At 71.6% G+C, this 12711-nt stretch carries 14 protein-coding genes; 9 read left to right on the top strand and 5 right to left on the bottom strand.

Translation table 11 applies throughout. The annotated features are described in order from the left end of the window. Positions 1-6 precede the first annotated feature (6 nt). A complete protein-coding gene (locus ABZ576_RS06840) occupies positions 7-693 on the bottom strand; it encodes a response regulator transcription factor (protein WP_360737616.1) in 687 nt (228 codons plus the stop codon). Positions 694-989: 296 nt separating this feature from the next. Here ABZ576_RS06840 and ABZ576_RS06835 point away from each other — a divergent pair, with 296 nt between their 5' ends. From ABZ576_RS06835 to ABZ576_RS06800, 8 genes are all read left to right on the top strand, one after another. Then, positions 990-1766, top strand: coding sequence for an amino acid ABC transporter ATP-binding protein (locus ABZ576_RS06835; protein WP_360736750.1), 777 nt, complete (start codon positions 990-992; stop codon positions 1764-1766). Between the two features lie 65 nt (positions 1767-1831). Beyond that, positions 1832-2665, top strand: coding sequence for a glutamate ABC transporter substrate-binding protein (locus ABZ576_RS06830; RefSeq protein ID WP_360736748.1), 834 nt, complete (start codon positions 1832-1834; stop codon positions 2663-2665). A gap of 75 nt (positions 2666-2740) precedes the next feature. Continuing rightward, positions 2741-3409 (top strand): amino acid ABC transporter permease, encoded by a 669-nt coding sequence (locus ABZ576_RS06825; protein ID WP_360736744.1) that lies wholly within the window; start codon positions 2741-2743, stop codon positions 3407-3409. Next, complete coding sequence (locus ABZ576_RS06820) at positions 3406-4305, top strand: amino acid ABC transporter permease (protein ID WP_360736742.1); 900 nt, start codon at positions 3406-3408, stop codon at positions 4303-4305. The genes ABZ576_RS06825 and ABZ576_RS06820 overlap by 4 nt, the downstream gene beginning before the upstream one ends. Positions 4306-4482: 177 nt before the next feature. Further along, a complete protein-coding gene (locus ABZ576_RS06815) occupies positions 4483-6093 on the top strand; it encodes an FAD-dependent monooxygenase (protein WP_360736739.1) in 1611 nt (536 codons plus the stop codon). A 36-nt stretch (positions 6094-6129) separates the two neighbouring features. Further along, positions 6130-6474 carry a putative leader peptide gene (locus ABZ576_RS06810; RefSeq protein WP_360736737.1) on the top strand — a complete coding sequence of 115 codons (345 nt, stop codon included), beginning with the start codon at positions 6130-6132 and terminating at the stop codon, positions 6472-6474. Positions 6475-6581: 107 nt separating this feature from the next. Then, positions 6582-7118, top strand: a complete 537-nt coding sequence (locus ABZ576_RS06805; protein WP_360736734.1) for a cysteine dioxygenase — start codon at positions 6582-6584, stop codon at positions 7116-7118. After that, entirely contained in the window at positions 7115-7555 is a 441-nt protein-coding gene (locus tag ABZ576_RS06800; protein ID WP_360736732.1) for a rhodanese-like domain-containing protein, read from the top strand. The genes ABZ576_RS06805 and ABZ576_RS06800 overlap by 4 nt, the downstream gene beginning before the upstream one ends. Positions 7556-7718: 163 nt before the next feature. Here ABZ576_RS06800 and recX read toward each other — a convergent pair whose 3' ends face one another. The 4 genes from recX to ABZ576_RS06780 form a co-directional block, all read right to left on the bottom strand. Continuing rightward, positions 7719-8654: a recombination regulator RecX gene (gene recX / locus ABZ576_RS06795; RefSeq protein WP_360736729.1), complete on the bottom strand. Its 936-nt coding sequence runs from the start codon at positions 8652-8654 to the stop codon at positions 7719-7721. A 3-nt stretch (positions 8655-8657) separates the two neighbouring features. Beyond that, positions 8658-9785: a recombinase RecA gene (gene recA / locus ABZ576_RS06790; RefSeq protein WP_360736727.1), complete on the bottom strand. Its 1128-nt coding sequence runs from the start codon at positions 9783-9785 to the stop codon at positions 8658-8660. Positions 9786-10024: 239 nt separating this feature from the next. Next, complete coding sequence (locus ABZ576_RS06785) at positions 10025-11161, bottom strand: AI-2E family transporter (RefSeq protein ID WP_360737614.1); 1137 nt, start codon at positions 11159-11161, stop codon at positions 10025-10027. A gap of 247 nt (positions 11162-11408) precedes the next feature. After that, positions 11409-11603 carry a DUF3046 domain-containing protein gene (locus ABZ576_RS06780; protein WP_360736725.1) on the bottom strand — a complete coding sequence of 65 codons (195 nt, stop codon included), beginning with the start codon at positions 11601-11603 and terminating at the stop codon, positions 11409-11411. 79 nt (positions 11604-11682) lie between these two features. Between ABZ576_RS06780 and ABZ576_RS06775 the strand changes: the two genes are divergently transcribed. Next, positions 11683-12627 carry a hypothetical protein gene (locus ABZ576_RS06775; protein ID WP_360736722.1) on the top strand — a complete coding sequence of 315 codons (945 nt, stop codon included), beginning with the start codon at positions 11683-11685 and terminating at the stop codon, positions 12625-12627. The last annotated feature ends 84 nt before the right edge of the window (positions 12628-12711 follow it).

The raw sequence follows: 12711 nt of genomic DNA, 5'->3' as shown, positions 1-12711 counted from the left end.
GCCCCGCTAGCCGGCCGGGGCGACGAGCCGGTAGCCGACGCCGCGTACGGTCTCGATCAGCGCGGGCATGCGCAGCTTGGCCCGCAGGGAGGCCACGTGCACCTCCAGGGTGCGGCCGGTCCCCTCCCAGCTGGTGCGCCAGACCTCGCTGATGATCTGCTCCCGCCGGAACACCACGCCCGGCCGCTGGGCGAGCAGGGCGAGCAGGTCGAACTCCTTGCGGGTCAGTGGCACCACCGCGCCGTCCACGCTGACCTGGCGGGTGGGAAGCTCGATGCGGACGGCGCCGAGGACCAGGGCGCTCTCGCCGCCGGCCGCGGGGTCCTCCTGGGCGGTGCGCCGGCTGACCGCGTGGATCCGGGCGAGCAGTTCCCCGGTGTCGTACGGCTTCACGACGTAGTCGTCGGCTCCCAGGTTGAGCCCGTGGATGCGGGACCGGACGTCGGAGCGCGCGGTGACCATGATCACGGGGGTGCTGGTGCGCTTGCGGATCTTGCTGCACACCTCGTAACCGTCCTGGTCGGGCAGGCCGAGGTCGAGCAGGACCACACCGAAGCCGGCTCCCTCGGGCACCAGCGCCTGCAGGGCCTCCTCGCCGCTGCGCGCGTGGGTGACACGGAATCCGTGCCGCGCGAGCACGGCGGACAGGGCCGCGGCGACATGGTTGTCGTCCTCGACGAGGAGCAGTCTCATCCCGGCCCCCTCCGGTTCAGCGGTCATATGGTCTCGGTTTCCGTCGCACTCGTAGATCGCGCGCACGCGCGCGTGCACCATGGCAGTGACGCCGATGGATAAGGACGACGTCAAGAGGGTTCGGGTTCCCCGGCACTTCCGTTACCCGGCCGAGACGCACCCGGGCGGGTCGGTGCTACGACACGTGTCCGATAGCTATCGGATCGTGATGCTCAAGTCTCCCTCAGATGTGATGACGCAGGTCACGCCCCTCACTACTGTCCTCGGAAACCCGAGGAGGACGGAGCCCGAAAGCGATGACCAAAGTAACGGTGGCCAAGGAAGACGTGGCCACCACCGACGAACTGGTCGTCCTGAAGAGCGTCAACAAGCACTTCGGCGCGTTGCACGTGCTCCAGGACATCGACCTGACGATCGCCCGCGGCGAGGTCGTCGTGGTCATCGGGCCCTCCGGGTCCGGAAAGTCGACGCTGTGCCGCACCATCAACCGCCTGGAGACCATCGACTCGGGCACGATCACGATCGACGGCAAGCCGCTGCCGCACGAGGGCCGCGAACTGGCCCGGCTGCGGGCGGACGTCGGCATGGTGTTCCAGTCGTTCAACCTGTTCGCGCACAAGACCGTGCTCGAGAACGTGATGCTGGGCCAGGTCAAGGTCCGCAAGGCGGACAAGCGGCAGGCGGAGGAGAAGGCACGGGCCCTGCTGGACCGGGTCGGCGTGGGCACCCAGGCGGACAAGTACCCCGCCCAGCTGTCCGGCGGCCAGCAGCAGCGCGTCGCGATCGCGCGAGCGCTGGCGATGGGCCCGAAGGTCATGCTCTTCGACGAGCCGACCTCCGCCCTCGACCCCGAGATGATCAACGAGGTCCTCGAGGTCATGCAGCAGCTCGCCCGTGAGGGCATGACGATGATCGTCGTCACGCACGAGATGGGCTTCGCGCGTTCGGCCGCCAACCGCGTGGTCTTCATGGCGGACGGCCGGATCGTCGAACAGGCTGCCCCCGACCAGTTCTTCAGCAACCCGCGCAGCGACCGCGCCAAGGACTTCCTGTCCAAGATCCTGCACCACTGACGGCACGGCCCGGTCGCGTCACGCGTCCCAGGACCTCGTTCCTCACCACCCAAAGGATGTTCACCATGAAGCTCCGCAAGGTCACCGCCGCCTCGGCCGTCCTCCTCGCCCTCTCCCTCTCCGCCACCGCGTGCGGCGGCGACAAGAAGGACGAAGGCGGTTCCGGTGATGGCAAGAAGATCGCCGTCGGCATCAAGTTCGACCAGCCGGGCATCGGCCAGAAGACCCCGCAGGGCTACTCGGGCTTCGACGTCGACGTGGCCACCTACGTCGCCAAGAAGCTCGGTTACGGCGCGGACCAGATCGAGTGGAAGGAGTCGAAGAGCGCCGACCGCGAGACGATGCTCCAGCGCGGTGACGTCGACTTCATCGCCGCTTCCTACTCCATCACCCCGGAGCGCCAGAAGCTGGTCGACTTCGCCGGACCGTACCTGCTCGCCCACCAGGACGTGCTGGTCCGCGCGGACGACACCGCCATCAAGTCGGCGTCGGACCTGAACAAGGCGAGGCTGTGTTCGGTCACCGGCTCGACCTCGGCGCAGAACGTCAAGGACAAGCTGGCGCCCAAGGCGCAGCTGCAGAAGTACCCGACGTACTCCGCCTGCCTCACCGGCCTGCAGAACAAGAACATCGACGCCCTCACCACGGACGACTCGATCCTCGCCGGTTACGCCGCCCAGTCGCAGTTCAAGGGCAAGTTCAAGCTCGGCGGCCTGAAGATGACCAACGAGAACTACGGCATCGGCGTCAAGAAGGGCAGCGACCTCAAGGCCAAGATCAACAAGGCCCTGGAGGACATGGTCTCCGACGGTTCCTGGCAGAAGGCCGTGGACAAGAACTTCGGCCCGGCCGGCTACAAGAACGAGCCCGCCCCGAAGATCGGCGAGATCAAGAGCTGAGGAACTGCCTGGCGGATGCGCCGTCCACAAGGGCGGCGCATCCCGGCATCCCTACACGCGAAAGCGCGGGAGAACGTGTTCGACTTTCTTGAAGGTTACGACGTACTGGGCGCCTTCTGGACAACAGTGCAGCTGACACTGCTGTCCGCCGCGGGTTCCCTGATCTGGGGGACCCTGCTGGCCGGCATGCGGGTGGGCCCGGTCCCGCTGATGCGCGGCTTCGGCACCGCCTATGTGAACATCGTGCGGAACATCCCGCTCACGGTGATCATCCTGTTCTCCTCGCTCGGCCTGTACTCGACGCTGAGCATCAGCCTCGGCGCCGGCGACGACATCGACACGGCCAACTTCCGGCTGGCGGTGCTCGGGCTGATCGTCTACACGTCGGCCTTCGTGTGCGAGGCGATCCGCTCCGGCATCAACACGGTGCCGGTCGGCCAGGCGGAGGCCGCGCGCGCCATCGGTCTGAGCTTCACCCAGGTGCTGTTCCTGGTCGTGCTCCCGCAGGCGTTCCGCGCGGCCGTCGGCCCGCTGACCAACGTCCTGATCGCGCTGACGAAGAACACGACGGTGGCGGCCGCGATCGGCGTCGCCGAGGCGGCCCTGCTGATGAAGGACATGGTCGAGAAGGAAGCGCAGCTGCTGCTGATCTCCGCGATCATCGCGTTCGGCTTCTGCTGCCTGACCCTGCCGACCGGCCTGATCCTCGGCTGGGTGGGCAAGAAGGTGGCGGTGAAGCGATGAACAAGTCGGTCCTGTACGACGCCCAGGGGCCGCGCGCCAAGCAGCGGAACATTCTCTACACGGCGCTCTTCGTCGTCGCGCTCGCGGCGCTCGCCTGGTGGGTGTACTCGGCGCTCGACGAGAAGAACCAGCTGGACTGGGCGCTGTGGAAGCCGTACCTCGGCGGCGGCACCGAGGCGTACACGACGTACATATGGCCGGGCCTGGAGAACACCCTCAAGGCGGCGGCCCTGGCGATGATCATCGCGCTGCCGCTGGGTGCCGTCCTCGGCATCGCACGGCTCTCGGACCACGCGTGGGTGCGGGTACCTGCGGCCGTCGTCGTGGAGTTCTTCCGCGCGATCCCCGTCCTGGTACTCATGATCTTCGGGCTGGCGCTCTACGCCCAGTACACCGACGTCACCTCGGACGACCGTCCGCTCTACGCGGTCGTCACCGGCCTGGTGCTGTACAACGCGTCGGTCCTCGCCGAGATCGTCCGCGCGGGCATCCTCGCCCTGCCGAAGGGGCAGTCCGAGGCGGCCATGGCGATCGGCATGCGCAAGAACCAGGTGATGCGGCTCATCCTGCTGCCGCAGGCGGTCACCGCGATGCTCCCGGCGATCGTCAGCCAGCTGGTGGTCATCGTGAAGGACACCGCGCTCGGCGGCGCCGTCCTCACCTTCCCCGAGCTGCTCGCCTCGGCGAACACGATGAGCGGCTACTACGGCGCCAACACCATCGCCTCGTTCACGGTGGTGGCCGTCATCTACATCGTCATCAACTTCTCGCTGACCTCCTTCGCGAGCTGGCTGGAGGGCCGGCTGCGGCGGGGCAAGAAGTCGACCGGCGCGGTGCTCGGCGTCCAGGACACCGCGGACATCGGGGGGACGGCGGGAACCGGAACCGCGGCCTGACGTCCCCTCAGGCCCGAATGCACCACCCGGAGGCAGTGGCGTGATCGCCACTGCCTCCGGTCGCTTGACGCAAACTCCGCCAATGGGTTGCATACGTTGTGTGATCGTGCACCCCGCTCCACCTTCCTGTTCACTCGTCTCCGTCAGGGCATCGTCACGGGCAGGGGGCGCCGCGTCATGGACCCGGTGATCATCGTCGGAGCGGGGCCCGTGGGACTCACGCTGGCCCTGGCCCTGGCCCGGCAGGAGGTGCCGGCCGTCGTCCTGGACGAGGGTCCCGGCAAGGACGAGCCCCGCCCGGCGCGCAGCGTCGTCCTACGGGAGGACACGACCGCCCTGCTGGAGCGGCTGACCGGCGTCGCACTCGGTGCGCACGGCGTGCGCTGGACGGGCTGGCGGTCCCTGCGACGCCGGCAGGTGCTGAGCGAGATCGGCTTCGACGGGGCCGAGCCCGCCCCGCTGCACATCGCGCAGCACGTGCTCACCGGTTTCCTGCGCGCGGCCGTCGCGGCGCAGCCGCTGGTGAACGCGGTGGTGGACAGCCGCCTGGACGCGATCGAGCAGGAGCGTTCCGGCGTCAGCGCGCACACGCGGGGTCCGAAGGGCACCTGGTGGCGCGGGAGTTACCTGGTCGGCTGCGACGGCCCCCGCTCGACCGTGCGCAAGCTCCAGGACATCCGCTTCCCGGGCCGTACGGCAGTGGAACGGCACGCGGTCGCCACGCTGCGCGCGGAACTCCCCTGGGAAGGCCGGGCGTTGCTCCACCGGACGCCGCCGTGGCGGCAGTCCGGGCCCCCGGCCGCGGAGGTGGCCGCCCGCCCCCTCCCGGACGGCGTCTGGCGCCTGGACTGGCTGCTGCCGCCGGGCAAGGACCTGGTCACGCCCGAGATCCTGGTGACCCGCATCCGTGAGACCCTCGCGGGCTGGTCGGACGGCCCCAGTCCGGCGTACGACCTGCTGGACACCGGTGTCCACACGGTGCACCACCGGCTCGCCCGCCGGTGGCGCGCCGGCCGGGTCTTCCTCGCCGGGGACGCGGCGCACCTGCTCGGCGCGCTCGGCGCCCAGGGACTCGACGAGGGCCTCAGGGACGCCGAGAACCTGGCGTGGAAGCTGGCGACGGCCTGGCACCACGGCCCGCACGAGGCCCTGCTGGACAGCTACCAGACCGAGCGGCGCGCGGTGGTCGCCGCCCGGCTGCGCGCCGCCGACCAGGTGCTGCCGGTGCTGCGCGGCGGGGGCGGGCTGCGGCACATCCTCCCCGGTTCGAACCGGGGGCACAACGCGCTGCTGACGGACGGTCACCTGGGCCGCGGCCCGCTGGGCGCGCCCGGGACGTACGCCGGCTCGCCCCTGGCACCCGGGCCGCTGGAGGGGGAGATCCCGGTCGAGACCCCGCCCGGCGCGCCGGTGACCGACGTGACGGTGACGGCGGAGGACGGTTCCTTCGTCCAGCTGCGCGACCGGCTCGGCCGCGGCGCGCTGCTGGTGGTGCTGATCGCGCCCGGTACCGGTGTCTGGGACCGCAAGCACTGGATGTCCGCGGGGGTGATGCCCCGGCTGGCGGCGGCCGTGTCGGCACTGCCGCACCCCGCCGAGCTGCTGGTCGCCGAGAGCTACCCGGGTGCGCCGGCGCACAGCGTCCTGCTCGTACGCCCCGACGGCCACCTCGTCACCGCTCTGAGCGGCGTCCGCCCGGCCGACCTGTACGCGGCGGCCGAAGCCACCGTGGGCGGCGCCGGGGTGAAGGAGGAGGAGACGGCGCGAGCGGGCTCCGGCGCACGCTGAGGGCGGGCGGGGGCCTGCGGACCGGCGCGGGGGGGGGTGCGCCGTCCGCCCGGGCGTGCGCGACGTGCCCGGCGCGTGCGACGTGCCCGGCGCGTGCGACGTGCCCGGCGCGTGCGACGTGCCCGGCGCGTGCGACATGCCCGGCGCGTGCGACATGCCCGGAAGGTCCCCTGCGCAGCCTGCCGCGTACCGGGAGCGCTCGCCCGGCGCGCGCCGGCCGTGCGCTTCCCCGCTCTCCGTCCACGGGGTGACCCTCGGTTGACCGGTGTGCGGCGGCGTGCTGTACTCCGGATCGTGACCGACACCTGTGTGCGCCTGTGGCGGAGGGTCCATATGGACCTCGTCCGCTACGCGGGCTGCGTGTGTCGCCCGTCCTGCTGAATTCGCCGACCTTTCTTTCCGGGCGCCGCCGTGCGCCCGTTTCGCGAACGCTCTTCAGGACGGTGCACGTGTCTGTCCCTCCCCCTTCCTTGTCCCTGCCCTCTTCCTTGTCCCTGCCCTCTTCCGCGCCCGCCGCCGACGCCGCCGGCTCAGCGCCCACCCAGGTGGACCTCCTCGACTTCGTCCGGCGCACGGCGGCCGACGCCGAGCTGATCGCCTCCCTGCCGCTCGACCCCGAGGGCCGCACCTGGGTGCGGCTGGCGGGCCCCCACGGCAGCGAGGCGTGGCTGATCGGCTGGCCACCCGGTACCGGCACCGGCTGGCACGACCACGCCGACTCGGTCGGCGCCTTCGTCACCGCCTCGGGCGACCTCACCGAGCACTCCCTCGCCGCCCGGCTGCCCACCGACGGCTGGCGGACGCTGGAACTCACCGAGGGCGTGGACCGCGTGCGCCGGCTGTCCGCCGGCCAGGGCCGCGCCTTCGGGCACCACCATGTGCACGAGGTGCTCAACGAGTCCCGCGACCGGCACGCGATCTCCGTCCACGCCTACTACCCGCCGCTGCCGCGGATCCGCCGCTACAGTCGCACGGGCCAGGTACTGCGGCTGGAGCAGGTCGAGCGCCCGGAGGACTGGCAGTGAGCGGCACGAGCGAGCAGGCGCCGGTGACGGGCGCGCCGGACGAACCGCCACTCGGCATCGACGCGTTGCTGGAGCGGGTCCGGGCGGGCTACCGACGCGTCGGGGCGCGGGAGGCGTACGAGGTGGCACGCTCGGGTGAGGCGCTGCTGGTCGACATCCGGTACGCGGCCCTGCGCGAGCGGGACGGCCTCATCCCCGGCGCCGTCGTGGTCGAGCGCAACGAACTGGAGTGGCGCCTCGATCCCCAGGGAAGCCACCGCCTGCCCGAGGCCACCGGACACGACCTGCGGGTCGTGGTGATCTGCGACGAGGGCTACGCCTCCAGCCTCGCCGCCGCCTCCCTGCATCAGCTGGGCCTGCACCGCGCGACGGACCTGGTGGGCGGCTTCCAGGCCTGGCGGGCGGAGGGTCTGCCGGTGCAGCCGACGACGGCTTGAGCGGGCACTGCGGACAGCCGTCGCCCCGGCACGGGCAGGAGGGCGGCGGCGGTCCGGGCGGTCCGGGTGCGGACCCCGCGGCGGTCGGGCGTCCCCCTCCCGGTGACCCTGTCAGAGACCGCGTGCCGTCCATGAGCACCACCGCGTCGCCCCGCCGCGGCCGTCAGAAGTCACCGTCGCCGAGGAACTCCGTGTCCTCGCCCTCTTCCTCCAGGGCCTGGCGCACGACGCGGAGGGCCAGGCCCTCGGAGTAACCCTTGCGGGCGAGCATGCCGGCGAGCCGGCGGAGGCGCTTGTCGCGGTCGAGGCCGCGGGTGGCACGGAGTTTGCGGGCGACGAGTTCCCGGGCGGTCGCCTCCTCCTGCTCGGGGTCGAGCTGGGCGACGGCGTCCTCGATCAGCGCCGAATCGACCCCCTTGGTGCGCAGTTCGCGGGCGAGGGCGCGGCGGGCCAGTCCCCGGCCGTGGTGCCGGGACTCCACCCAGGCGTCCGCGAAGGCACCGTCGTCGATCAGCCCGACCTCCTCGAAGCGCGAGAGCACCTCCTCGGCCACCTCCTCGGGGATCTCCCGCTTGCGCAGGGCGTCCGCGAGCTGCTTGCGGGTGCGCGGGGTCCCGGTGAGCAGGCGCAGGCAGATCGCCCGGGCCCGCTCAGCCGGGTCCCCTGAAGACTCCCCCCGCTCGTCCCTCGCCGAGGGAGGGGCGCCTTCGTCCTCACCGGGCGCGTCCCCGAAGCCGCGCCTCCGCCGGCCGCGCCCCCGCGCGCCGCCGGGATTCCGGGAACCGCGGCCGCCGGGCGGCCCGTCCCCGTGCGGGTCACCGTCCGCGCGGCCCGTCTCCGCGCCACCGCCGCCCTCGTACCCACGGCTTCCGCGGTGGGTGCCGGGTCCGCCGTACCCGTCTCGACTGCCGTACCCGTCACGATTGGCGTACCCGTCACGACTGCCGTGGTCGTCCCGCCCGCCGTACTCGCCGTACCCGTCGTCCCGGTGTCGGCCGGCACCGTCCGGGGCGGAGTCCGGGTGGTCCCCGGCGCCCCTCCCCCGTGGGGCACCGGGGGTGGCGTACGGGTACTCGGCCCAGTCGGTTCGTCGTGTCACGGGTCAGCTCTTGGCTGCGGCGGCCTTGGGCTTGGTGGCCTTGGCGGCTGCCGGGGCGGGCGACTTGGCGGTGTCCTCGGCGGCCCCGGTGGTGACGGCCGCGTCGGCGCCCGGCTCGGTGGCGGGCTCCTCCGGCCGGACGCCCACGCCCAGCTTCTCCTTGATCTTCTTCTCGATCTCGTTGGCCAGGTCGGGGTTGTCCTTGAGGAAGTTGCGCGCGTTCTCCTTGCCCTGGCCGAGCTGGTCGCCCTCGTACGTGTACCAGGCGCCGGCCTTGCGGACGAAGCCGTGCTCCACGCCCATGTCGATCAGACCGCCCTCGCGGCTGATGCCCTGGCCGTAGAGGATGTCGAACTCGGCCTGCTTGAAGGGCGGCGCGACCTTGTTCTTGACGACCTTGCAGCGGGTGCGGTTGCCGACCGCCTCCGTGCCGTCCTTCAGGGTCTCGATGCGGCGGATGTCGATGCGCACCGAGGCGTAGAACTTCAGCGCCCGGCCACCGGTCGTGGTCTCCGGGGAGCCGAACATCACGCCGATCTTCTCGCGGAGCTGGTTGATGAAGATCGCCGTCGTCTTCGACTGGTTGAGCGCGCTGGTGATCTTCCGCAGCGCCTGGCTCATCAGGCGGGCCTGGAGACCGACGTGGCTGTCGCCCATCTCGCCCTCGATCTCCGCGCGCGGGACGAGCGCGGCGACGGAGTCGATGACGATGAGGTCGAGGGCGCCGGAGCGGACCAGCATGTCCACGATCTCCAGCGCCTGCTCGCCGTTGTCGGGCTGGGAGAGGATCAGGTTGTCGATGTCGACGCCGAGCTTGCGCGCGTACTCGGGGTCGAGGGCGTGCTCCGCGTCCACGAAGGCCACCTGGCCGCCGGCCTTCTGCGCGTTCGCCACGGCGTGCAGGGTCAGGGTCGTCTTACCGGAGGACTCCGGCCCGTAGATCTCGACCACTCGGCCGCGCGGCAGGCCACCGACGCCGAGGGCGACGTCCAGTGCGGTCGACCCGGTCGGGATGACCTCGATGGGCTCCTTCGACCGCTCGCCCATGCGCATGACCGCGCCCTTGCCGAATTGCCGTTCAATCTGTGCGAGCGCGGCGTCGAGCGCCTTCTCGCGGTCGGTTCCTGCCATGGGTTCCACCCGGTTTGCTTGAGTCGATCGCTTCACGTCAAAGACGCTAACGCCTGCCACTGACAATGCGCCCCGACGCAGGCCCAGCCTGTGGATAACCGGGGTGCACATCCCCCCGAAACGGGACGGAATCCCCGACCCAGCGCCTCGCCTGAGCCTCCATATGAATGGATGTTCGATTTTCGTGTCAAGCGCACCACGCACCCCGCACACGGGGTCGTTCGCGCCCGCCCACGTCTCTAGGGCCGTCGCCGTCCGCCGGGGCGGGCGGTCCACAGCCGCCGGACGCGCGTGAGCATCCCGGGACCGCCGGGGCCCCTGGTCCGGTGCCCGTGCACCCGCGGGTCGTCCGTGACGGTGTACCGCTTCACGTACGCCCCCAGGAACGCCTGGAGGGTGGCCACCGCGGGGATGGCGACCAGCGCGCCCACCGCGCCGAGCAGCGCGGTGCCCGCGACGACCGAGCCGAAGGCGACCGCCGGATGGATGTCGACCGTCTTGGCGGTCAGCTTGGGCTGGAGCACGTAGTTCTCGAACTGCTGGTAGATCACGACGAAGACCAGCACCCACACCGCGTACCAGGGATCGACGGTGAACGCGATCAGCATCGGCAGCGCGCCCGCCAGGTACGTGCCGATGGTGGGGATGAACTGCGAGACCAGGCCCACCCAGACGCCGAGCACGGGCGCGTACGGCACTCCCATGATTTCGAGCAGGACGTAGTGCGCGACACCGGAGATGAGCGCCATGAGACCGCGCGAGTAGAGGTAGCCGCCCGTCTTGTCGACGGCGATCTCCCAGGCGCGCAGCACCTCCGCCTGGCGGGCGGGCGGCAGCACCGAGCAAAGGGCGCGGCGCAGCCGGGGGCCGTCCGCGGCGAAGTAGAACGAGAACAGGGCGACGGTGAGGAGCCGGAAGAGTCCGCCGAGCACCTGCGCGGACACGTCCAGGACACCGGCCGCGCTGTTCTGCACGTACTTGCGCAGCCAGTCGGAGTGGAGCAGCCCCTCCTGGATGTCCACCCGTCTCAGGTCCGTGTGGAAGGTCTGGTTGATCCAGCGGATGAGCGCGTCGAGGTACTGCGGGAAGCCCTCGATCATCTTGATGATCTGTCCGGCCAGCATCGACCCGAGCAGGGTGACGAACCCGGCGGCGAGGACGGTCAGGCCGAGGAAGACCAGGAAGGTGGCGAGCCCCCGGCGCATGCCGCGGGCCGCCATCCGGCTCACCGCCGGCTCGATCGCGAGGGCCAGGAAGAACGCGATCAATATGTTGATCAACAGTGAGGTCAGCTGGTGGAACGCCCAACTGCCCAGCTGGAACGCGGCGATCAGCGCGAGCGCGAGGACCATGGCCCGCGGCAGCCAGCGCGGCATCCGGCCGTCGGGCGCGACGGCGCCTGAGCCCGGGGGCCGGCCGGGTGGTGCCGCAGCGGCCGGTGCTGTCCGCCGGGACGGCTCGCCGTCCTCGGCCGCGGGTGCCAGGGGGTCCTCGTCAGTCGGTGCCACGCGCCCAGTCTCGCCCACGCCACCGACAACCGGCGCCCTCCGGCGATCTTCGTGACAGATCAGTGTCGTACCGCCGCCGTGACCGCGGGCGAGTCCGGCGTTGCGGGTGCGCTCCTCAGCGCTTCTCGCCCGGCACGTCCATGACCGTGCAGACCACCCGCCACACGTCCTTGGCCGCCCAGCCGGCGTCCAGCGCCTCGTTCACCGTCCGTCCGCCCAGTTCCGACATGACGTGATCGCGCGCGAAGGTGTCGGCGTACCCCGGACCGAAGTGTTCCGCCATCCGCTGCCAGAAGACCGTCAACCGCATGCCTCCAGTATCCCGCCCCCGGGGGTGGGCCCCGCCGGGAGCGCCTGCCGAGACCGCTTTCCGTCCTACGGTCTGACCCATGGCCGAAACAGGAGTTTCCCCACTCCCCTGCACGCCCCCGGCGCGCTCCCCGCTCTTCCGCGCCGAACAGTTCGTCTGGCTCACCGCACGCGTCCTGGAGCAGCGTCTCTTCGCGTACGACTTCCTGCACGGCAGCCCGGAGGCGGTGGAAGCGGCGCTGGACGCCTACCGCAACGAGGACGGCGGGTACGGGCACGCGCTGGAGCCCGATCTGCGCGGGCCGGTCAGCCAGCCCCTGCACACGGCGTACGCCCTGGGCGTACTGGACGCCGTCGGCCGCTGCGCCGGACAGCGGGTGGAGCGCGTGTGCCGCTACCTGACCTCCGTCTCCACCGCGGACGGCGCGCTGCCTGCGGTCGTCCCCGGTCAGCGCGGCTATCCGACGGCACCGTTCGTCCCGGTCGTCGACGACCCGCCCAGCGCCCTGCTGGCCACCGGGCCGGTGGTCGGGCTGCTGCACCGCAACGAGGTGTGGCACGCCTGGCTCTTCCGGGCCACCGACTTCTGCTGGCAGGCCGTGGAGTCGCTGGAGGAGTCGCACCCCTACGAGGTGCAGGCCGCCGTGACCTTCCTGGACTCCGCTCCCGACCGCCCGCGCGCGGAGGCCGCCGCCGACCGGCTCGGCCGCCTGGTGCGGGAGCAGCGGCTCGCGGCGCTGGAACCGGACGACCTCGACGCCTGGCCGGTAGCGCCCGGCTACGCCCCGGGCGAGCACCACTTCCCGCACGACTTCGCCAGGAGTCCGGACTCGCTCGCGCGCGCGTGGTTCACGGACGAGGAGATGGCACGCTCACTGGACCACCTGGCCGCCGGGCAGCAGGAGGACGGCGGCTGGCCCGTGACCTGGCGCCAGTGGGCACCTGCGCCCACGCTGGAGGCGCGCCCGCTGGTGACGATCCGGGCACTGCGCACCCTGCGTGCCCACGGCCGCTTCGTCGGCTGAGCCGGCCCCGCACGGGCCCCGGACCGCGCGGCGCGGCCCGGCCCCCTCCCGGGGGCCGGCCGGTCCACGCGACCGGGCCGGCCC

This window comes from Streptomyces sp. NPDC013455, assembly GCF_040632975.1.
Lineage (GTDB): Bacteria > Actinomycetota > Actinomycetes > Streptomycetales > Streptomycetaceae > Streptomyces.
The sequence above is the reverse complement of the archived record's forward strand: the minus strand, read 5'-3'. Positions and strand labels throughout refer to the sequence as shown.